Below are 20,947 nucleotides of genomic sequence, written 5' to 3' on the forward strand. Positions count from 1 at the left end.
CCCTCGATCTCCCTCAGCTTTTCGCCGTGCGGGCTTTCGCGACGGCCTGCTTCAACGCGTCGTAGCCGATCTGCCCCTGGAACAGCTGGTTGCCGACGATCCAGGTCGGGGTGGCGTTGAGCTGCAACTGGGTCGCGATCGCGAGGTTGCTGTCGAGTTCGCGCTGGAACAGCGCCTCGTTCGCGGTCGCATCGGCGGTGCCGTCGGTGACGACGCCGACCTTTTCGGCGGCCGCGGCGATCGCCGCCTTGTCGAGCGAGCCCGCCGCGAACATCGCGTGGTGGAAGGCGTCATATTTGCCCTGCCGCGCCGCGGCGAGCGCCATGATCGCGGCGTCGCGGCTTTGCGGCGCGATGATCGGCAGTTCGCGGAACACGACCTTCAGCCTTTTGTCCTCGCGAATCAGCCGGTCGACGTCGGGCACGCTCGCGCGGCAGAAACCGCACGCATAGTCGGTGAACACCACCAGCGTCACATCGCCGTCGGCGTTGCCCGCCCACGCCCCGGCATAGGGTTTTTCGAGCGCGGGGCGGATCGCGTCGATCGCCTTGGCGATTTCGCCATTGCGCTGCGCTTCGAGCGCCGCGGGAATGATCTGCGGGTTCGCCTTGATATAATCGGCGACGATCGTTTCGACCTCGCTCTTGCTCATCCCGCCGCCGAAGCGGCCGCCGAGCCAGAAGACGATGGCGAGGAGCAATATGCCGCCAAGCGCCAAACCCCATGTGCGCGTTGAAACGCCGTCCATTCCCGTCCCCTTCACCTGCGGCAAGCCCTGCGCCGGCATCGCCTTGGCATTCGCGGTCTTTTTCATTGGCGGCGCAATCGGCGAGCGATCGTCGCCTTCCATCGCGCTCGCCCCCGGTGCGGGCTTCGCGACAGCCGGAATCGCGGCGTCGCCGGCGAACAGCGGCAAGTCGGGCGCGGCAGGTGCGTTCGCCTGCGCGGCAGCGGCTTCCTCGCGCGCGAGCAATTGCTCGAGCCCCGAGGGCGGCGGCGCCAGCTCCTCGCGCGGCGCGGGGCGGAGCTTGCTTGCGGCATCGCCGATGCCGTCGCGAAGACTTTCGCCACTCGCCTTGGCGATGTCGACAACGCCCGCCTTGGTCTTGCCCGCGACTTCGCCGAGCCCGCGCCCGGCCTCGCTCGACAGCTTCCGGGCCTTGTCGCCGAGCGCCATCTTCTCCCACGCCTCGCCGCTCGCCTTGGCGGCGGCGCGGCCGGCCTGCGCCGATCCGCGCCCCGCCGCGCGCGCGGCGCGCGCGGTCAGCGCACCCGTCTTTGCCGCGAGTGCGCGTGAGCGGCGCGGAATTTCCATCGCTTCGACGCGCGCCGGAATGTCGGCGCGGTCGCCGACACGGATCGTCCAGTCGGCAAAGGCTTCGGCGCCGCTCTGGATACGGTCCCACAGGTTCGCCGCGCCGGCCTTGATCGCCTCGGGCTTCACCAGCGGATCGCGCGGCTTTTCGGGGGCGCTGTATCGCGCGAGGTCGATGCCGACCGGGGGCTCGTCCTTCGGCTTCGCCAATCCTTCGCCCGGCGCCGGCGCACCGCCCGTCGGCGTCGGCGCGGGGTCGCGCAGCCATGGCTGGTAATAATCGTCTTTTTTATCAGTCACTTATCGCCCTCGAGCATCACGGAAATGCGACGCGTCGCCCCTGTCTTCACCCGAAACTAACGCCGTTTGCGCTCGCGTTCCACCTCGGCGCGAGCCACCAACGAAATATCCTGTGCACGGATCCAGTCGGGCGAGCCTTGGGGCAAACCCTGCATCGCCATTTCGGCATTACGCAGCGCAAGCCCCGACTGTCCACCCTCAAGACTGTAGCGTTCGGCCGAGGCGAGCGCGGCGCGCGCCTGATCGCCCTTGTTCGCGTAAACGATTCCCAGCTGATACCAGGCGAACGGATTTTGATTGTCGAGCGCCACCGCGGTTTTCAGCACCTCTTCGGCTTCGGCATAATTCGCCGGATCCTCGGTCGCGATCAAAGCATGGCCCAGCGTCGCGCTGATCAACGGCTGCGACCGCGAGTTGGTGACGGCTTTGCGAAGCGCCGGGATCGCTTCCTTCGGGCGCCCCGATTCGAGCAGCACCTGGCCCTCGAGTTCGAGGAAATAGGGGTCGCTGGGATTGCTCGCGAGCAGACCCTCGACTTCGGTCAGCGCCTTTTGCGGATAGGCGCTTTTGTGCCACGCATAGGCGCGGGCATAGCGCGCCGGAATGCTGCTGTTGCTTTCGGGGAATTTGCGCAGCGTCCGCTCGGGCTCGGCCATATAGCCCGACAGCTTCGCCTTGATGCGCTGGAAGCGCGCCTCGATTTTCGGGTCGGCGGGCTTTTCCCATGCCGGATCGATGACATAGACTTCGCGCAGCGTCTGGATGCGGTCGCCCGACATCGGGTGCGTGCGGCCGTAAGCCTGATCGTCGTCCTGTTTGACCCCATAGCGGAATTCGAGATTCTGCAGTTTCTTGAAAAAGGCGAGGCTGCCGCGGCCGCTGATCCCGGCCTTCGACAGATATTGCGCGCCCGCGGCGTCGGCGGTCGATTCCTGGACGCGGCTGAACGCGAGGAACTTGCCGAGCGCGGCTTGCTGGCCCGCCATCATGACGCCCATGCCCGCCTCGCCCGCGCCCGCCGCGATCGCCGCGGCGCCGAGCAACAGGCTGAGCAGCGAGATACCCGTCGCGGTCTTGGCGCCTTCGTTGACCCGGATCGCGTGGCCGCCCATCACATGGCCGAGTTCGTGCGCGAGCACGCCCTGCACCTCTTCGGCGCTGTCGGCGGCCTCGATCAGCCCGCTGAAGACATAGATGTCCTGACTGCCGGCGACAAAGGCGTTGATGCTGCGGTCGCCGAGCAGGTGCACACGCACCTGTCCGGGCCTGAGCCCCGCGGCGACGAGCAGCGGGTCCATCATGTCCTGGAACAAAGCTTCGGTTTCGGCGTCGCGCAGGATCGACTGCGCCGCTGCCGGGCGCAGCGCGATCGCGCACATCGCAAGCAATGTCAGCGCGATACGGAAAATGGAGCGCAGCTTTTGCGCCCCGAACGCGGGCTGCGGCGGGAAAGCGGTCATCCCCGCCTCTCTTGCGCCGCGCGCCTGAACCCCGAGTGAAGCCATGCGGGCTTATTGGGGATCAGTGCGCGCGGACGCAAGGTCAGCTTGCAATTTCTGCGACGGGTGGCCGCGCGTTTGAGAATCAGGAGCGGTCTGCGAAGTCCGCGTGCCCCCGCGAAGGCGGGGGCCCATCACCGGTGGGTGCTATTTCGAGCCATCAGGAGATGGGTCCCCGCCTTCGCGGGGACACACGGCATCTTACTCAGTGCTGGGCATCAATTGCCAAACGTACGCTGCCACCAGCCGCGGCGCGGTTCGCCGTCGGGGCCTTCGCCCTCGCCGTCGGCATCGGCCGCAACCGGTTCGGCTTCGCCGGCGGTCGCGGGCTGCGCTGCCGCCTCGGCGGCGACGGCCTTTTTCGCGCGGCTCGCACGCTTCTTGGGTGCGGGCTTGGCGGGTTCGGCTTCGGCTTCCGCTTCAACCGGAGCTTCGGCAGCGGGTGCTTCGACGGCGGGCGCTTCGACGGTCGGCGCCTCGGCGGCATCCGCAGCCTCGGCTTCGGCGGCCGCAGCAGCCTTGGTCTTGCGCGGCGCGCGCTTGCGCTTCGGTTTTTCCTCGGCGATCGGCGCTTCTTCGGCAACCGGTTCGGCGGCTTCGACCGTCTCTACCGGAGCGACTTCAGCTTCGACCGCAGCGTCGTCGGTCGTCTCCACCGCATCGGCCTTCTTGCGGCCGCGTCCGCCACGGCGGCGGCGCGGTTTGGCTTCGGCTTCGGCTTCCTCGGCATCCACGTCGGGGGCAGCCTCGACGGCTTCGGCCGGTGCGGCCTCGCCTTCGTCGGCCTCGGCGCCGTCGCCTTCGCGATCGTCGCCGCCTTCGCCGGCCTCGGCGATTTCATTGCCTTCGTCGTCGCGGCGACCGCGGCGGCCACGGCGGCGGCGGCGGCGGCGCTTGCGGCCTTCGCCGTCGGCATCGCCTTCCTCGCGGTCGCGTGTACCTTCTTCGCGGTCACGCGAACGCGCCGGACGCTCTTCGGCGGCCTCTTCTTCGGCTTCTTCTTCCTCGTCCTCGGGATAGTCTTCGTCGTCGTCATCCTCGATCGGTGCGATCGGGGCGAAGCTGCGGCGCGCGATCGGCGGCGGACCGCTGACCTCGACCGCCATGCGCGCGCCTTCGGTCTCGCCGTCGGGCAGGATTTCGACCGTCACGCCGTAAAGCTCTTCGATCTCGCGCAGTTCGCGGCGCTTTTCGTTGAGGAGGTAGAAGGTCGCTTCCTGGCTGGCGCGCAGGGTGATCTTATTGCCCTTGCCGCGTGCGGCTTCCTCTTCGATCAGGCGCAGCGCGCTGAGCCCCGCCGACGAGGCGGTACGGACGAGGCCGGTGCCTTCGCAATGCGGGCAGGGGCGCGTCGATGCTTCGAGCACGCCGGTGCGCAGGCGCTGGCGGCTCATCTCCATCAGGCCGAAGCCCGAGATGCGACCGACCTGGATGCGCGCGCGGTCGTTCTTGAGCGCATCCTTCATCGCGCGCTCGACCTTGCGGACGTTCGAGCCATGATCCATGTCGATAAAGTCGATCACGACAAGCCCGGCCATGTCGCGCAGGCGCAGCTGGCGCGCGATTTCGGCCGCGGCTTCCAGGTTGGTGCTGAGGGCGGTCTGCTCGATATTATGCTCGCGCGTCGAGCGGCCCGAGTTGATGTCGATCGACACCAAGGCCTCGGTCGGGTTGATGACCAGATAGCCGCCCGATTTCAGCTGGACGACGGGATTGAGCATCCCCGCGAGCTGATCCTCGACGCCGTAGCGCTGATAGAGCGACACGGGGTCGGCATATTGCTTCACGCGCCGCGCGTGGCTGGGCATCAACAGCTTCATGAACTGCTTCGCAGCCTTGTAGCCGTCGTCGCCCTCGACGAGCACTTCCTCGATGTCTTTATGATAGATGTCGCGGATCGCGCGCTTCACCAGGTCGCTGTCCGAATGGATCAGCGCCGGTGCCGAGCTGCCCAGCGTATTTTCGCGGATCTCGTCCCACAGGCGCGCGAGATAGTCGAAGTCGCGTTTGATCTCGACCTTGGTGCGGCTCATCCCCGCGGTGCGGACGATGCAGCCCATCGTCGGCGGCAGCGCGAGCTCGTCGATCATCGCCTTCAGCTTGCGGCGATCGGCGCCGTTCGAAATCTTCCGGCTGATGCCGCCACCGTGCATCGTGTTCGGCATCAGCACGCAATAACGGCCGGCGAGCGACAAATAGGTAGTGAGCGCGGCGCCCTTGTTGCCGCGTTCTTCCTTGACGACCTGGACCAGCATCACCTGACGGCGACGGATAACGTCCTGGATCTTGTAACGGCGGCGCAGCGACATACGGTTTTCGCCGTCTTCGTCGTCGCCCCGGCGGCTGCGTCCGCGGCCGCCCTTGCGATTATTGTTTCCGCGCCCACGGCCGCGGCCCCGGCGATCGCCGCGGCCATCCTTATTTTCTTCGGAGCCCTCGGCGCCCTCTTCGGCGTCGCCATTTTCGGCATCGCCATTGTCGTCGCGATCATCATGGTCATCGTGCCCATCGTCGTGATCGTCACGGTCATCGTCGCGATCGCCGCGATTGTCGCCATTATCGTCTTCGTCGTGATATTCGACGTCGGCGACATCGCCTTCGAGCTCGTCGAGGTCTTCCTCGGCGCGCTGCGCGGCGGCGGCGGCATGTTCGGCCTCTTCGCGCAGCAGCGCGTCGCGGTCTTCCTTCGGAATCTGGTAATAGTCGGGGTGGATTTCGCTGAACGCGAGGAAGCCGTGGCGATTGCCGCCATATTCGACGAACGCCGCCTGCAGCGACGGTTCGACACGGGTAACCTTGGCCAGATAGATATTGCCCTTGAGCTGCTTGTGCTCGGCGGACTCGAAATCAAACTCCTCGATTCGGTTGCCCTTGGTGACGGCGACCCGGGTTTCTTCCCGGTGCCGCGCGTCGATCAACATGCGCGTGGTCATTAGATACACTCCAAGCGCGCCTCAGCGCGCCATCAAAAAATCCCGCGAACCTGCCCGAGGGCGGGCCGCGGCGGATACGGGTGAAAAGAAAAAAGACGTTATTGCCGAAAGGAGCCTGCGTCCGGTCCTGGACGCGCATGCGGTCTTCAAATCCGGCGACGGCCGGGGCGAAAGCGCCCGCGTCGCGGAGTGAAGAGGGCATGGCAAGCCTCATGCGGCATCAACCTGTTACGGGATGAGCGGGCGGGCAGGGCGGGCGTGATGCGCACGCCCCGACTGTCCGGTCAACCGGGTGGACTGGCGGCAGGTCGCCCTTCCCCGTAAGTCCGGCGCCAAGGCGGCCATGTTCCGCATATTCGCGGAGCAGGCCCTCCCCTCAAAAGGCCGGACGGCACCGGGAACGACACCGTCAGTGAGGGCGTGCTAGCATCGGCATGTGCCGACGGCAACCACAACCACCGTACAAAGATAGGATGGCGCCGGGGTGTTGCAATTATGCACGCCGTATCAAACGTCATTATTCGGCAGTTAACCGGCCTTTCACGCCTCACGGCTAACGATATCTTCACCATGTTTTGCGGCCGGGGGCGCCATGTTTCGAATAAGCGCTGGACCATCGCGCGCATCGGGCGGCATAGACGCCCCATGAGCCCGCTGCTCGTCCTGCTTGGCATGATTGCGACCCCGGCGCCGGCGCTGACGGGGCAGGCGGACGCGAGCCCGATCGGCGATTCGGTAAATCGGTTCGAACGCACATCGCGCGGCCTGCGCCCCCAATTGCAGTCGCCCGCCCAGTTCCGCGCCAAACGGCCCGAAAAACGTTACAGCGTCACCGTCCCGATCGGCAAACCGAAGCCTTCGGTGGCGCTGCCGCGCATCGAGGGGCCGGCGAACAGCCGCCTGCCGCTCGTCGTGATCGACGCGGGGCACGGCGGGCACGACCCCGGCGCAATCAGCCCGCACAGCGGCAAGCGCGAAAAGGACATTACCCTCGCGCTCGCGCGTGCGATCCGCGACGACCTGCTCACCTCGGGCCGCGTGCGCGTTGCGCTGACGCGCGCGGACGACCGTTTCCTGGTGCTCGAGGAACGCTATGGCATCGCGCGGCGGCTGAAGGCCGATCTGTTCATCTCGGTGCACGCCGATGCCGCCGAGAATCAGCAGGCCAGCGGTGCCTCGATCTACACGCTGTCCGAAGTCGCCTCCGACCGCGAGGCGGCGCGGCTTGCCGCGCGCGAGAACAAGGCGAATGTCATCAATGGCGTCGATCTGGGCGCACACAGCGGCGATGTGTCGGCGATCCTGCTCGACCTCACCCAGCGCGAAACGATGAATGTCGCGTCGGATTTCGCGCGGCTGCTCCAGCGCGAGGCGTCGGACGACGTCAAATTCCGCACCACCGCGCACCGCTTCGCCTCGTTCATCGTGCTGAAGGCGCCCGATACGCCGTCGGTCCTGTTCGAAACGGGCTTCATCTCGAATAAGGAGGATAGCGAATTCCTCGCCTCGTCGGCGGGCCAGAAAAAGGTCGCGCGCGGGGTGCGCGACGCGGTGCAGATCCATTTCGCGCGGCGGATCACGGCACGTTGAGCGACGCTTCGCGCCAATTGGTAGGTTGGCGTCGATGTCTGTTGCGGGATGGGGAGTCGCGACCCCCTCTCGTCATCCCGGGCTTGACCCGGGATCCCGCTTTTTGGAGCATCGACCAGCTTGGGTTTCAAGCGGGACCCCGGATCAAGTCCGGGGTGACGATGAAAGAGAAGGTCCGCGACTGGTAAAATATAGTCTTGACTAACTTTGCTGCGGCGCACAGCTTCGACGTGCTCGCTGCGGGAGGGAAGCATGGCGTGGAGCAACTGGTCGGGCAGCGTCACTGCAAGCGGCGAGGTCGCGCGCCCGCAAAGCGAGGATGAGCTGGCGGCGCTCGTTCGCAGCGCGAACCGGCTGCGCGTCACCGGCGCGGGGCACAGTTTCATGCCGCTCTGCGAATCGGCCGAGCTCATCGTCAGCCTCGACGATATGGCGGGTGCGATCCATATCGCCGCCGACCGCCGGACCGCGCGCATCCCGGCGGGCTGGAGCATCCGCCGGCTGACCGCTGCGCTGTGGGACGAGGGGCTGGCGCTCGCCAACCAGGGCGACGTCAATCCGCAGTCGCTAGCCGGCGCAATGGCGACGGGGACGCATGGCACCGGCGTCGACCTCGGCTCGCTCGCGACTTTTGCACGCGGTTTCCGCCTCGTCGGCGCCGACGGTGAGGCGCATTGGTGTGATGCCGACACCAACGCCGATCTTTATCAGGCGCAGCGTCTGTCGCTGGGGCTGTTCGGCGTGGCGACAGAAATCGAGGTCGCGGTCGTCCCCGCCTTCCACCTCGTCGAACGCATCGAAAAGCGCCGCTGGGCCGAGATTCGCGAAAGCTATGACGAGCTGGCGCAGTGGCACCGCCATATCGAATTCTGGTTCTTTCCGTACAGCGACCATGTGATCCTGAAGACACTCGACCTATGCGACCCGTGCGACCCGCCGCCGAGTACGACCGACATGGAGGAGGCGACCTTTCGCCGCATCCTCGACCTTTCGGCGCGGCTGCCGTTCCTCACCCCTTTTCTTCAGCGCCTGATGATGAAAAGTGGCATTTCGGGCCGGCGCCGCGGCCCCGCGCACGCCATTTTCCCGTCCGACCGGACGCTGCGGTTCGAGGAGATGGAATATGAAATGCCGCGCGCCGCCGGGCTTGATACGCTGGACGAAGTCGTCGGCTGGATTCGCAAGAAACGGCTGCCTGTGACCTTTCCCTTCGAATATCGCACCGTTGCTGCCGACAATATCTGGATGAGCCCGATGAACGCCGGGCCGGTCGCCGCGATCTCGATGCACCAATATGCGAAAATGCCCTGGGCGGCCCTTTTCACCGATGCAGAGGCGATCTTTCGCGGCGCCGGTGGGCGCCCGCACTGGGCGAAGCGCCACAGGCTGAGCCGTGCCGACGTCGCGGCGCTTTACCCGATGGCGGCGCGCTATACAGCGGTGCGCCGCGCCGCCGACCCGCACGGCAAATTCCTCAATCCGCATCTGGAGACATTGTTCGCATGACGACCGACCGTGAATTGCACGACCATCTGATCGGCCGGCAGGGTTCGCGCGCCGACCTCAACACGCCGGTGCTTGTCCTCGATGTCGACGCCCTCGACCGCAATATTCAGCGCATGGCCGCGCTCACGGCGCAGCATGGCGTCGCGCTGCGCCCGCATGCCAAGACGCATAAGAGCGTCGACATCGCCAAGCGCCAGCTCGCGGCAGGCGCGGTCGGCGTTTGCTGCGCCAAGATCGGCGAGGCCGAGGTGCTCGCCGAGGGCGGGGTGACCGGCATCCTCATCACCTCGCCCGTTGCCGCTCCCGCCGCGATCGAGCGGCTGGCGAAACTCGCGGTCACCGACGATGGGCTGATGGCGGTCGTCGATCATCCGGGCGTTGCCGAGCGCATCGACGCGGCGCTGGCGGCGGCGGGCGCGAAGCTCGACGTGATCATCGACATCGACCCCGGCATCGCGCGCACCGGCGTCGCGTCGGCCGAGGCAGCCGTGGCCTTGGCGAAGACCATCGCCGCATCGCCGCACCTCGAATATCGCGGCGTGCAATTTTACTGCGGGTCGCAGCAGCATATCGAAAGCTACGCCGAGCGCCGCGCCGCGATCGTCGAACGCACCGCCTATCTGCAGGCGGTGATCGCTGCGCTGACCGAAGCCGGTTTCGCGCCCGCGATCATCACCGGGTCGGGCACCGGCACGCACCGGATCGACCTCGAGCTCGGCGTCTTCACCGAATTGCAGGCGGGTTCCTATGTCTTCATGGACAAGCAATATCTCGACTGCGACATCGCCGATGGCGCCGAACCGCCGTTCGAGGTTTCGCTGTCGGTCGACGCGCGCGTCGTCAGCGCCAATCACAGCGGGCTCGTCACAATCGATGCCGGATACAAGTCGCTGTCGACCGATGGCGGCGTCGCCGTGGTGCAGGGCGGGGCGCCCGAAACCGCCTTTTTCGCCTTCATGGGCGACGAGCATGCCGCGCTGATCGCGCCCGAAATCGGCAACGCGCTCGCCCCCGGCGATCCGGTCAGCCTGACCGTGCCGCACTGCGACCCGACGGTGAATCTCTATGATTTCTATCATATCGTCGCGGGCGACACGCTCGTCGACATCTGGCCGGTGAGCGCGCGCGGCCGGGCGCGGTGATCGCCGCCGCCCGCCAGCCGCCGAAGCAGGATCGCGCGCGGCAGACGCAGGGACGCCTGCTCGATGTCGCGGGCGAATTGCTCGCCGAGGTCGGGCTCGAGCGGATTTCGACCAACATGATCGCCGCGCGCGCCGGGCTGACCCCGCCCGCGCTCTATCGTTATTTCGACGACAAATATGCGGTGATCGAGGCGCTCGGGCGGCGGCTGATGGAGCGCCAGAACGCCGTGCTCGAACGCTGGATCGCGCGTCATGCGCCCGCGGGGGTCGCGGGCATGGCCGATCATATCGGTGACCTGCTGGCCGAAAATGCCGCGGTGACGCGCGCCGAACCGGGGGCGGTTTGGATCTTGCGTGCGCTGCACGCGACTCCGCGCCTCGTGCATGTCCGGCTCGAATCGCATCGCCATGTGACCGGCCGGCTCGCCGATGCCTGTACGCCGCACCTTCCTGGCATCGAGCGCAAAATACTCTGGTCGAGGCTGCGGCTGGCGGTCGAGCTTGGCTTTGCCGCCGACGAAATGCTGTATGAGGAAGACCGCGTTTCGGCGGGCGCCGTGCATGGCGAAGTGGCCGCGATGCTGCGTTCGGCGTTGCTCGACCTGACCCGAAGTGCCTAGTCGCGCACCTCGCCGCAAGCACGCTTCCCTTTCGTCGACACAGGCTTTAGAGGCGGGGACATATGGCCGCTGACAGTCCGCCCGATTTCCGCTTGCGCCTGCGCCGCGACAGCAATGCCGTCATCGCATGGCTGAGCGATATGTGGACGCGGCGCTGGTTCCGCTGGCTCGGCTATCTCGCGCTCGCGGGCGTTCTCTTTCTTGCGCTGATCTGGGTGGTTTTCGCGCGCGACCTGCCGTCGGTCGACCAGCTTCGCGACTATGAACCGCCGCTGCCGACGATGGTCCGCGACGGCGAGGGCAAGCCGGTGCACAGCTATGCCCGCGAACGCCGCGTCCAGCTCGAATATAGCGAATATCCGCAGCTTTTGGTGCGCAGCTTCCTCGCGGCCGAGGACAAGACCTTCTTCAGCCATGGCGGCATCGACTATCCGGGGATCGCCTCGGCGATCATCACCAACCTGACGAACAGCGGCCGCCCCATCGGCGCCTCAACGATCACCCAGCAGGTCGCGAAGAACCTGCTGCTCACCAACGAGCTCAGCTATCGCCGCAAGGTGCGCGAGGCGATCCTCGCGATGCGCATCGAGGATGCGCTGACCAAGGAACAGATTCTCGAGCTGTACCTCAACGAAATCCCGCTCGGCCGCCGCAGCTTTGGTGTGCAGGCGGCGAGCCGCGCCTATTTCGACAAGGATGTCGACCAGCTCCAGCTGCACGAGATGGCCTTCCTCGCGATCCTGCCCAAGGCGCCCGAGAAATACGGCCGCGCGCGCTTTGAGCGCGAGGCGCTGGCGCGGCGCAATTTCGTGCTGGGGTCGATGCAGGACAATGGCTGGATCAGCACCGCGCAGCGCGATGCCGCGCGCGCGATGCCGCTCGGCCTCACCAACACGGGCAACACCGCGATCGCGCAGGTCGGCGGCTATTATATGGAAGAGGTGCGGCGCCAGCTGATCGCCGAATTCGGCGAAACCGCCGACAAGGGTCCGCACAGCGTCTATGCCGGCGGCCTCTGGGTGCGCACGCCCTATGACGGCAAGATGCAGCAGGGCGCGACGATGGCGCTGCGTAAGGGGCTCCAGCGCTACGACGCGGGCAAGGGCTGGTCGGGACCGATCGCGACGATCGAGGCCGACGACCAGTGGCAGAGCCGCCTCGCGTCGAGCTTCATCGGTATCGATTACGACAATTGGCGCGTCGCCGCGGTGCTGTCGAAGTCGGCGGGCGCGGCGCGGATCGGCTTTTCGAACGGCGACACGGGCACGCTGCCCGCGAGCGCCGCGACGATGGGCTATCGCAAGACCGGCGGCAGCGCTTTCTCCGCAATGCGCCCCGGCCAGCTGATCGTCGTCAAATCGACCGGCGGCAGCAGCTATGCGCTGCGCAACATTCCCGAAGTCTCGGGCGGCATGGTCGTCGAAAGCCCGCATTCGGGCCGCATCTACGCGATGCAGGGCGGCTTCGACGTCCGCCTGTCGCCCTTCAATCGCGCGACGCAGGCCGAACGCCAGCCGGGTTCGACGATCAAGCCCTTCGTCTATGCCGCCGCGCTCGACAATGGCATGACCCCCGCGACGATGATCGTCGACGGGCCCTTCTGCGTCTATCAGGGCGCGAGCCTCGGCAACAAATGCTTCCGCAACTTCGGCGGCGCGGGCGGGTCGGGTGAGCATACGATGCGCTGGGGTCTCGAACAGTCGCGCAACCTGATGACGGTGCGCACCGCGAGCCAGGTCGGCATGGAGCCGGTGGTCGAAACGATCCAGACGATGGGCATCGGCAAGCACGAACCCTATCTGTCGACCGCGCTCGGCGCCGGAACGACGACGGTCGAAAAGATCACCAATGCGTACGCGATGCTCGCCAACCACGGCCGCGCGCTGAAACCGCGCGTGATCGACTATGCGCAGGACCGCCGCGGCAAGGTGGTCTTCCCCGCCAATTGGAAACCGTGCGAGGGCTGCAACAAGAAGGATTGGGACGGCCGGCCGATGCCGCGCTTTGCGAGGTCGGGCAAACAGCTGATGGACCCGATCACCGCCTATCAGGTCGTGCATATGCTCGAAGGCGTCGTCCAGCGCGGCACCGCGGTGCGGCTGCGCGACCTCGACGTGCCGCTGTTCGGCAAGACCGGCACGACCTCGGGGCCGAACGACGTCTGGTTCGTCGGCGGCACGCCCGACGTGATTGCGGGCATGTATATCGGCTTTGACCAGCCGCGCAGCATGGGCGGTTATGCGCAGGGCGGCAGCTATGCCGCGCCGATCTTCAAGGATTTCGCGCTCGCCGCGCTCGCCGATCGCCAGCCGATTCCCTTCTCGGCGCCGAAGGGCGTGCGCATGGTCCGCATCGACCGTCAGTCGGGCCGCCGGGTCTATGGCAGCTGGCCGGGGACCGACCCGAAGGCGTCGATCATCTGGGAAGCCTTCAAGCCCGAAAGCGAACCGCGCCGCACGATCCGCGAAGAGGAAATCAAGCCGATCAAGACGCAGCGGCGGGCAACCGGCGGCGCGTCGCAAAAGGGATCGACCGGCCGCACCGACAGCGACTTCCTCGACGACCGCGGCGGCATTATCTGACGGCTTGGACCACCTTCCCCTGCGGCGCTTGAAGCCGTAAGGGCGGGATCAACATATTTCAGGAGCAAGGACATGCGCGCCGAAGCGCAGGATCATATCGACAAGATTGGCGCCGCGCTGGCGCTGCTGCGGCGTTTCCTCGACTGGGACCGCGCGGTGCGGCGGCTCGACGAACTCAATGCGAAGGTCGAGGACCCGACGCTGTGGAACGATGCCAAGGCGGCGCAGGAGGTCATGCGCGAACGCCGCCGGCTCGACGAGGCGATCAATGCGACGCGCGCGATCGAGACCGAATGCGCCGACACCGCCGAGCTGATCGAGCTTGCCGAGATGGAAGGCGACGAGGCGATGGTCGACGAGGCCGTGGCGTCGCTTGGCGTGCTCGCGGCGCGCGCCGAAGAGGACAAGATCAAGGCCTTGCTCGCGGGCGAAGCCGACGCCAACGACGCCTATATCGAAGTCCATGCGGGCGCCGGCGGCACCGAAAGCCAGGACTGGGCCGAAATGCTCCAGCGCATGTACAGCCGCTGGGCCGAAAAGCGCGGGCTGAAGGTCGAGCTGGTCGAATATCAGGCGGGCGAACAGGCGGGCATCAAATCGGCGACGATGCTGGTGAAGGGCGAAAACGCCTATGGCTATGCGAAGACCGAAAGCGGCGTCCACCGCCTCGTCCGCATCTCGCCCTATGACAGCTCGGCGCGGCGCCACACCAGCTTTTCGAGCGTCTGGGTCTATCCGGTGATCGACGATAATATCGATATCGAGATCAACGAAGGCGACCTCAAGATCGACACCTATCGCGCCTCGGGCGCGGGCGGCCAGCACGTCAACACGACCGATTCGGCGGTGCGCATCACGCACATCCCGACCGGCATCGTCGTCGCCAGCCAGAACGACCGCTCGCAGCACAAGAACCGCGCGACCGCGATGGGAATGCTGAAGGCGCGGATGTACGAAGCCGAGCTGCAGAAGCGCGAAGCCGCGGCGTCGGGCGAATATCAGGCGAAGACCGAGATCGGCTGGGGCCACCAGATCCGTTCCTATGTCCTCCAGCCCTATCAGCTGGTGAAGGACCTGCGCACCGGCGTGACCTCGACCGCACCGTCCGACGTGCTCGACGGCGCGCTCGACCCCTTCATGGCGGCGGCGCTGTCGCAGAAGGTGACGGGCGAGAAGGTCGAAGTGGAAGATATCGACTGATGAAGCGCGTCGCCGCTCTTGCCGCGCTGGCGATGTTGCCGCTGCTCGGCAGCTGCGATGACGCGCCGTGGGACGATGGCAGCGACCGCGCCGAGACCGCGCGCGAATTTCCGCCCGCCGACCGGCCGGTCGCGCCGACCGTCTCGACCAAATGGTCGACCGAGGAAGCGCGCGACCGCGTCAACGAGGCCGAGGATGTCATGAACTCGGCCGACGTGCGGCCCGGCATGACCGTCGCCGACATCGGCGCGGGCGACGGCTATTATACGGTGCGCCTCGCGCAGCGCGTCGGCGTCGGCGGGCGCGTGCTCGCGCAGGATATCATTCCCGAGGTGATCGAGCGGCTCGCCGACCGCGTCGCGCGCGAGCGGCTCGACAATGTCTCGCTGAAACTCGGCGCGGTCGACGATCCGCGCCTGCCCGCCGCGAGCTTCGACCGCGTGTTCATGGTCCATATGTATCACGAGATCGGCGAACCTTACGCCTTTCTGTGGCGGCTGCGCCCGGCGCTGCGCAAAGGCGGGCAGGTGCTCGTCGTCGACGGCGACCGCCCGATCGCGCAGCACGGCACGCCCTTCCGCCTGCTCGTCTGCGAGTTCGAGGCGGTGGGCTACAAGCTCGTCTCCTACGACGACAAACAGCACGCCGGCGGCTACCTCGCACGCTTCGAGCCCGAAGGCAGGCGTCCCGAGCCCGATGCGATCAAGGTCTGCGATAATCCGTGACGCTTTGATCCTCCCTGCGGCGAAGCCGTGGGGGAGGGGGACCGCCGCCGTAGCGGTGGTGGAGCGGCAGCGACGTCGCGCCATTAGCCCCTCCGTCAGCGCTTCGCGCTGCCACCTCCCCATGCCTTCGGCACAGGGAGGATCCAGATCAATAAACGATCAGCCGGTCGTCGGCGCCGACCTCGGCGAGAAAGCTGACCAGCCCCGCAGCGCGAACATGTGGCACCAGTTCGGTTGCCGCGATGCCGACGAGCGCCATGCCCGACTGGCAGACGAAAAGGTCGACCTCCATCGCGATCGCTTCTTCGACGAGCCAGGCGAGATCGGGCTGTCCGGCGGCGCGGCGCGCTTCGTCGCCTGAAAAGGACACGGGATCGCGCAACAGCGCCGCGGCCTCGCCTTGCAGGAAGATCCGCACCGGCCGGCCCAGCGCCGCCGCCGCCATCCCCGCTTCGAGCGCGGCGTAAAGCCGCCGCCCCTCGGCGACCGCGACGATGATGTTCAGGCTCGGCAGACCGGGCATAGCGGATCCTTCGGTACGCCAACCTCGCGCCAGCGCCTGTCGAGCATATCGACGATCGCGAGCCGGCCGGTCAAGGACGACCCAAGGCCGGTAAGCGCGCGCACCGTCTCCAGCGCCGCCATCGTGCCGATCATCCCCGCGAGCGCGCCCATCACGCCGGTTTCGGCGCAATTAATGCCTTCGCGGTCGGGATCGGAGCCGACCAGGCACGCATAGCAGGCGCACTCCGCGCGCCAGCCTTCGTAGAGCGCGACCTGCCCCTCGAAGGCGCCGATCGCGGCGCTGAGCAGCGGAATGTGCAGCGCGACGGCGGCGCGGTTTGCGGCGAGCCGCGTGCCGAAATTGTCGCAGCCGTCGAGGATCAGGCTTGCGCCCGCCAGCAGCGCCTCGGCGTTGCTCGAATCGAGCCTTTCGGCGACCGCGATGGCATCGACATGCGGATTGATCCGCCGCGCCGCGCTGGCCGCAACATCGGCCTTGCGCGCGCCGATATCGGCATCGGTGAACAGCGGCTGCCGCTGCAGGTTCGACAGCTCGATCACGTCATGATCGATGATCGAGAGCTTGCCCACGCCCGCCGCCGCCAGATAGATGATCGCGGGACAGCCGATCCCGCCCGCGCCGATAATCGCGACATGCGCGCTCTTCAGCTTCGCCTGCCCCGCGCCGCCAAAGGCCGGCAGGATGATCTGGCGGGCATAGCGGTCGAGTTCGGCGTCGCTCAGCAAACTAGTCGACCGGCCGCCGCAGCTTGATGCCCGACAGCGAAGCGAGGCCCGCCATGTCCGCGGTCTCGTCGACCGCATCGCTCTCGACCCCGGTCGATCCGAAACCGCCCGCGCCGCGCACCGTCTCATCAAGCGTCTCGACTTCGGCAAAGGCCGCGCGCTGGACGGGCGCGGGGACGAGCTGCGCAACGCGGTCGCCGCGCTTGATCTCGAAACTCTCGTCGCCGAGGTTCGCGAGGATCACTTTCACTTCGCCGCGATAGTCGCTGTCGATCGTCCCGGGCGTGTTGAGGCAGGTGACGCCATGTTTGAGCGCGAGGCCCGAGCGTGGACGCACCTGGACCTCATAACCGGCCGGGATCGCCATTGCGAAGCCGGTCGCGACCGCGTGGCGTGCGCCGGGGCGCAGCGTCAGCGTCTCGGCCGCGACGACGTCCATTCCCGCCGCGCCATCGCTGGCATAGGCGGGCAGGGGCAGGCCGCCGCCGTTGGGCAGCCGCTGGATGGCGATCTCAATCTTTTTCAAGGGGTGAATTTTTTTCGAGCTCATCGGCGATCTTTTCCATCAATTTGCGGGCGACGGCCTGCTTGGGAAGCCGGTCCCAGCTGTCTACGCCGTCTTTGCTAACGATATGCACCCGGTTGTTTTCGCCGCCCATCGGGTCGGCCGAAACATCGTTCGCGACGATCCAGTCGCATCCCTTGCGCGCAAGCTTGGCCTGCGCATGTTCGATGACATCGTTGGTTTCGGCGGCAAAACCGATCAACAGTTTCGGGCGTTCGGGCGATTTGGCGAGGCCGGCGAGGATGTCGGGATTTTCGGCCAGCGCAAGCGGCGGGACCGCGCCGCTACCGTCCTTCTTGATCTTTTGCACCGCAGTGTCGGCGGCGCGCCAGTCGGCGACCGCGGCGACCATGATCGCGGCATCGACGGGCAGGCCTTGCTGCACCTCGGCGGCCATCTCGACCGCGGTCTCGACATCGACGCGGATCACGCCGGGCGGGGTCGGCAGCGGCACGGGGCCGGCGATCAGCAGCACCTCGGCGCCGGCTTCCGCGGCGGCGGCGGCAATCGCAAAGCCCTGCTTCCCGCTCGACCGGTTGGCGATGTAGCGTACCGGGTCGATCGGTTCGTGCGTCGGGCCGGCGGTGATCAGGATGCGGCGGCCATAGAGCGGGCGGTGATTTTCGTCGGCGAAGTCGGGCTGGCCGTCCATTTCTCCCCTCCCGCTTGCGGGAGGGGTCGGGGGAGGGCTTGTTGGGTTGGGTGACCGGGACAGACCCTCCCCTAGCCCCTCCCGCAAGCGGGAGGGGGACTGGAGCGCCGCATCGATCGCTTCCTTGATCGCGGCGGGTTCGGGCAGGCGGCCCGGGCCATATTCGCCGCACGCCATCTCGCCCTCGTCGGGTTCCATCACGGTCACGCCATCGCCGCGCAAGGTCGCGATATTGCGGCGCGTTGCGGCGTGCAGCCACATTCGCACGTTCATCGCGGGCGCCGCGAGCACCGGCTTATCGGTCGCGAGCAGCAATGTCGTCGCGAGGTCGTCGGCGATCCCCGCCGCCATCTTCGCCAAAAGATCGGCGGTCGCCGGCGCGACGACGACCAGGTCGGCCTCGCGGCTGAGCTGAATATGCCCCATCTCGACCTCGTCCTTGAGGTCGAAGAGGTTGGTATAGACCTTGTTCTCGCTCAATGCCGCGAGCGTCAGCGGCGTCACGAACTGCTCGCCCGCGCGCGTGATGACGCAGCGCACGACATAGCCCGCCTTGCGCAGCAGGCGGACGAGCTCGATCGATTTATAGGCGGCGATACCGCCGCCGATGATCAAAAGAATGCGCGGAGCGGACATCAGCGGTGGCAAGCCTGCCGCGAGCGGGCGGCGATCGACTGGGTTTGGTTCATCGCCGTCTCCTTCGCGCATCAGTTATGCGCTTCCTCGCTTCAGTTCAAGCGGACGCCTAAATCGCAGCAGCGGGAATCGCGCGCATCGGCTGTCGCAACGATCGTATTAAAGCGGTCAGCGCGGCGGGTGCGAAGGCGAGGCCGACGAACAAAGTCGGCGTGACGAGCATCGCCCAATAGAAATTGGCGGGGCGCGCAAAGAGCATCAGCAGCGCCGCATAGCCGAGCTGGATCAGCAGCACGGCGAGCCCGAGCCGCGAGCGCCATGCCGCCCAGCCGAGCAGCGCGAGCGGCACGAGCAGCGCGCCGACCCATCCCGCAAAAAAACGCAGCAGCGACGATGCCTGGACGAACGACAGATAGGCGATCCAGCCGCCCTGTCCGTTCCAGCCCTGGCTCGCGGCGTCGGCGGGGGTCGTCACCGCCGCCAGCGCCGCGATATGCGCCGCGAGGCCGGCCGCGAAGCATAGCCCGACTGCCAGCCAGCCCGCTGCGGCGCGCCAGTCGCGATCGATCAGCGCGAAAAGCCCGAACAGCATCGCTACGGGAAGTATCGTCTCGCGGATCGCGAGCGCTGCGGCGACGATCGCCATGGTCCACCACGGACGGGCGGGGCGATAGAGCGCAAGCGCGAGCGCGAGGAGCACGCCCGCCGCGGCTTCGTGGATGAACAGCCACTCGCGCGCGGCGAGCTGCGTCAGGTTGGCCGCGACGAATAGCGCGCCGACCGCGGCGTAGCGGGGGAGCGCGGGCTCGGTCCGCAGCCGCCGATACCAGGCAAGGATGGCCGCGCCGCCGATGACGAGGAAGAGCAGCATCGCCTTCCGTTCGCCCAGCGCGGCGACGATATAGGCCAGCGCCGGCAAACGGACCGTCACAAAGGGGCGCAGCGGATAATCGCCGGCGCGGTGTTCGGCGGCGGCCGCGGCGTAATAGGCTTCGCCCGCATCGACCCGCTGCGCGATGCGCGCGTAGAGCGCATGGTCGCCGACGAGGCCGTCGAATTGCGCCGATGTGGGCTTTGCGACCGCGACATGCTCGCGGCCGACACCGCCCATCACACCCCAAATCATCAACAGCGCAAGCAGGCCCAGCATCGCCGCCGCGACGGGGCGCGAAACCCCGGCGAAGCGGTTCCAGCCCGGTGCGCCCGTCGTCATTTGCGCCATGTGAGCGCCGACGACATCGCGAAGTTCCAGATCGCACCGACCAGCACACCCGCAACCCCCGCCACCCACCAGCGCTCGTCATGCCCGGCCATCCACGTGCCGATGCCGATATTGGCGACCGCGCCGAGCGCCGAAATCGCATAGAAGCTGGCAAGGCCGCCGACCAGGCGCCAGCCCTTGAGCTTGCGGTCGGCGTAGGTGAAGCTGTTGTTGAGGAAGAAGTTGAACGCGATAGCGGTGATCACGGCGCTGGTCTGCGCGGTGACAAAGGCGCTGCCGGTGCCGAGGATCGTGCGCAGGACGGCGAGGTGGACGAACACGCCGAGCCCGCCGACCATCAGGAATTTGAGCAGGCGGACGGGGACGAAGCGGCCGATCGTCTTGTCGGCGATCAGCTCGGCATATTCGGCGATCACGCGCGCGCCGATCTTGCTCTCGCCCGCCTCGCGGGTGCGGAATTGATAGGGGATTTCGGCGACCTTCAGCGGCGCCGGGCTCGACGCCAATATGTCGATCAATATCTTGAACCCGATCGCCGAGAGGCGCGGCAGCGCGCGTTCGAAGGCATCGCGGCGAACCGCGAAGAATCCGCTCATCGGATCGGACACATCGGTGCCGAGCGCGATCTGTCCGGCGCGCGTCGCGAGGCGGCTCATCCGCGCGCGGTCCTGGTCCCATTCGCCGATCCCGCCGCCCGCGACATAGCGCGTGCCCACCGCGATATCGGCTCCGCCCGCGATCGCGTCGATCAGCCGTGGCAGCGCGTCCTCGCTATGCTGGAGGTCGCCGTCCATCACCGCGACCACGGGCGCGGCGGTCGCCAATATGCCCTCGACCACCGCCGACGACAGGCCGCGGCGGCCGACGCGCTGGACGATGCGCACATGCCGCGATCCGCGGCCGATGCGGCGCACCAGTTCGCTCGTCCCGTCGGGCGAATTATCGTCGACGAAGACGACTTCCCAGCCGCGCCCCGCGAGCACGACCGAGAGTTTTTCGATCAGTTTTTCGACATTGGCGGCTTCGTTGAGCGTCGGCACCACGACCGCCACCTCGAGAGGCAGGGTGTCGACCGGCAGGATCTTGTCGGCAATCAGGATGTCGTGGCGCATGAAACCTCGGTTCTGTCCGGATTTCACGTCCGGGTTGGTCGAGGTCCACGCTTAACGATTTAAGGTAAATGTCCGGTAACCAGCTAATTCCCGGCCC

Annotated in this window: 16 protein-coding genes; 7 read left to right on the forward strand and 9 right to left on the reverse strand. The window is 67.0% G+C overall.

Annotated elements, in window-relative coordinates; all coding sequences use genetic code 11:
- Positions 1-13 precede the first annotated feature (13 nt).
- The 3 genes from J2X38_RS01840 to J2X38_RS01850 all read right to left on the reverse strand — a co-directional run bounded on the left by J2X38_RS01840 (position 14) and on the right by J2X38_RS01850 (position 6,047).
- Complete coding sequence (locus J2X38_RS01840; RefSeq protein WP_310250665.1) at positions 14-1,615, reverse strand: DsbA family protein; 1,602 nt, start codon at positions 1,613-1,615, stop codon at positions 14-16.
- A gap of 56 nt (positions 1,616-1,671) precedes the next feature.
- Complete coding sequence (locus J2X38_RS01845; RefSeq protein ID WP_310250668.1) at positions 1,672-3,075, reverse strand: M48 family metalloprotease; 1,404 nt, start codon at positions 3,073-3,075, stop codon at positions 1,672-1,674.
- 257 nt (positions 3,076-3,332) lie between these two features.
- Positions 3,333-6,047, reverse strand: coding sequence for a ribonuclease E/G (locus tag J2X38_RS01850; protein WP_310250671.1), 2,715 nt, complete (start codon positions 6,045-6,047; stop codon positions 3,333-3,335).
- A 645-nt stretch (positions 6,048-6,692) separates the two neighbouring features.
- Here J2X38_RS01850 and J2X38_RS01855 point away from each other — a divergent pair.
- The 7 genes from J2X38_RS01855 (at position 6,693) to J2X38_RS01885 (ending at position 15,412) form a co-directional block, all read left to right on the forward strand.
- Positions 6,693-7,637, forward strand: coding sequence for an N-acetylmuramoyl-L-alanine amidase (locus J2X38_RS01855; RefSeq protein ID WP_405053417.1), 945 nt, complete (start codon positions 6,693-6,695; stop codon positions 7,635-7,637).
- A 252-nt stretch (positions 7,638-7,889) separates the two neighbouring features.
- The gene (locus tag J2X38_RS01860) at positions 7,890-9,143 is read left to right on the forward strand and encodes a D-arabinono-1,4-lactone oxidase (RefSeq protein WP_310250678.1); all 1,254 of its coding nucleotides are present in this window, start codon (positions 7,890-7,892) and stop codon (positions 9,141-9,143) included.
- Positions 9,140-10,285: a DSD1 family PLP-dependent enzyme gene (locus tag J2X38_RS01865; protein ID WP_310250681.1), complete on the forward strand. Its 1,146-nt coding sequence runs from the start codon at positions 9,140-9,142 to the stop codon at positions 10,283-10,285. Before J2X38_RS01860 ends, J2X38_RS01865 begins: the two co-directional genes overlap by 4 nt.
- The gene (locus J2X38_RS01870) at positions 10,282-10,905 is read left to right on the forward strand and encodes a helix-turn-helix domain-containing protein (RefSeq protein WP_310250683.1); all 624 of its coding nucleotides are present in this window, start codon (positions 10,282-10,284) and stop codon (positions 10,903-10,905) included. The genes J2X38_RS01865 and J2X38_RS01870 overlap by 4 nt, the downstream gene beginning before the upstream one ends.
- 62 nt (positions 10,906-10,967) lie before the next feature.
- Complete coding sequence (locus J2X38_RS01875) at positions 10,968-13,487, forward strand: transglycosylase domain-containing protein (RefSeq protein ID WP_310250686.1); 2,520 nt, start codon at positions 10,968-10,970, stop codon at positions 13,485-13,487.
- Between the two features lie 72 nt (positions 13,488-13,559).
- Positions 13,560-14,687 carry a peptide chain release factor 2 gene (prfB, locus tag J2X38_RS01880; RefSeq protein WP_056372785.1) on the forward strand — a complete coding sequence of 376 codons (1,128 nt, stop codon included), beginning with the start codon at positions 13,560-13,562 and terminating at the stop codon, positions 14,685-14,687.
- On the forward strand, positions 14,687-15,412 hold the full coding sequence (locus J2X38_RS01885) for a class I SAM-dependent methyltransferase (RefSeq protein WP_310250689.1): 726 nt from the start codon (positions 14,687-14,689) through the stop codon (positions 15,410-15,412). The genes prfB and J2X38_RS01885 overlap by 1 nt, the downstream gene beginning before the upstream one ends.
- A 148-nt stretch (positions 15,413-15,560) precedes the next feature.
- On the opposite strand, the gene J2X38_RS01890 is transcribed toward J2X38_RS01885, so the two are convergent.
- The 6 genes from J2X38_RS01890 to J2X38_RS01915 all read right to left on the reverse strand — a co-directional run bounded on the left by J2X38_RS01890 (position 15,561) and on the right by J2X38_RS01915 (position 20,850).
- Complete coding sequence (locus J2X38_RS01890) at positions 15,561-15,935, reverse strand: DsrE family protein (protein ID WP_310250692.1); 375 nt, start codon at positions 15,933-15,935, stop codon at positions 15,561-15,563.
- A complete protein-coding gene (locus J2X38_RS01895) occupies positions 15,914-16,663 on the reverse strand; it encodes a HesA/MoeB/ThiF family protein (protein WP_310250695.1) in 750 nt (249 codons plus the stop codon). Before J2X38_RS01895 ends, J2X38_RS01890 begins: the two co-directional genes overlap by 22 nt.
- A gap of 1 nt (position 16,664) precedes the next feature.
- Positions 16,665-17,213, reverse strand: coding sequence for a dUTP diphosphatase (gene dut, locus J2X38_RS01900; RefSeq protein ID WP_405053418.1), 549 nt, complete (start codon positions 17,211-17,213; stop codon positions 16,665-16,667).
- Positions 17,176-18,516 (reverse strand): bifunctional phosphopantothenoylcysteine decarboxylase/phosphopantothenate synthase, encoded by a 1,341-nt coding sequence (locus J2X38_RS01905; protein ID WP_310250697.1) that lies wholly within the window; start codon positions 18,514-18,516, stop codon positions 17,176-17,178. The genes dut and J2X38_RS01905 overlap by 38 nt, the downstream gene beginning before the upstream one ends.
- 109 nt (positions 18,517-18,625) lie before the next feature.
- Positions 18,626-19,738, reverse strand: coding sequence for a hypothetical protein (locus tag J2X38_RS01910; protein WP_310250700.1), 1,113 nt, complete (start codon positions 19,736-19,738; stop codon positions 18,626-18,628).
- The gene (locus J2X38_RS01915) at positions 19,726-20,850 is read right to left on the reverse strand and encodes a glycosyltransferase family 2 protein (RefSeq protein ID WP_058538692.1); all 1,125 of its coding nucleotides are present in this window, start codon (positions 20,848-20,850) and stop codon (positions 19,726-19,728) included. Before J2X38_RS01915 ends, J2X38_RS01910 begins: the two co-directional genes overlap by 13 nt.
- Positions 20,851-20,947 lie beyond the last annotated feature (97 nt).

The organism is Sphingopyxis sp. BE235, from assembly GCF_031457175.1.
Lineage (GTDB): Bacteria > Pseudomonadota > Alphaproteobacteria > Sphingomonadales > Sphingomonadaceae > Sphingopyxis.

Coding starts and splice junctions, on each gene's coding strand:
- J2X38_RS01845 (WP_310250668.1), bottom strand. CDS start 3,075: ATGACCGCTTTCCCGCCGCAGCCCGCGTTCGGGGCGCAAAAGCTGCGC.
- J2X38_RS01850 (WP_310250671.1), bottom strand. CDS start 6,047: ATGACCACGCGCATGTTGATCGACGCGCGGCACCGGGAAGAAACCCGG.
- J2X38_RS01855 (WP_405053417.1), top strand. CDS start 6,693: ATGAGCCCGCTGCTCGTCCTGCTTGGCATGATTGCGACCCCGGCGCCG.
- J2X38_RS01860 (WP_310250678.1), top strand. CDS start 7,890: ATGGCGTGGAGCAACTGGTCGGGCAGCGTCACTGCAAGCGGCGAGGTC.
- J2X38_RS01865 (WP_310250681.1), top strand. CDS start 9,140: ATGACGACCGACCGTGAATTGCACGACCATCTGATCGGCCGGCAGGGT.
- J2X38_RS01875 (WP_310250686.1), top strand. CDS start 10,968: ATGGCCGCTGACAGTCCGCCCGATTTCCGCTTGCGCCTGCGCCGCGAC.
- prfB (WP_056372785.1), top strand. CDS start 13,560: ATGCGCGCCGAAGCGCAGGATCATATCGACAAGATTGGCGCCGCGCTG.
- J2X38_RS01885 (WP_310250689.1), top strand. CDS start 14,687: ATGAAGCGCGTCGCCGCTCTTGCCGCGCTGGCGATGTTGCCGCTGCTC.
- J2X38_RS01890 (WP_310250692.1), bottom strand. CDS start 15,935: ATGCCCGGTCTGCCGAGCCTGAACATCATCGTCGCGGTCGCCGAGGGG.
- dut (WP_405053418.1), bottom strand. CDS start 17,213: ATGAGCTCGAAAAAAATTCACCCCTTGAAAAAGATTGAGATCGCCATC.
- J2X38_RS01905 (WP_310250697.1), bottom strand. CDS start 18,516: ATGTCCGCTCCGCGCATTCTTTTGATCATCGGCGGCGGTATCGCCGCC.
- J2X38_RS01910 (WP_310250700.1), bottom strand. CDS start 19,738: ATGGCGCAAATGACGACGGGCGCACCGGGCTGGAACCGCTTCGCCGGG.
- J2X38_RS01915 (WP_058538692.1), bottom strand. CDS start 20,850: ATGCGCCACGACATCCTGATTGCCGACAAGATCCTGCCGGTCGACACC.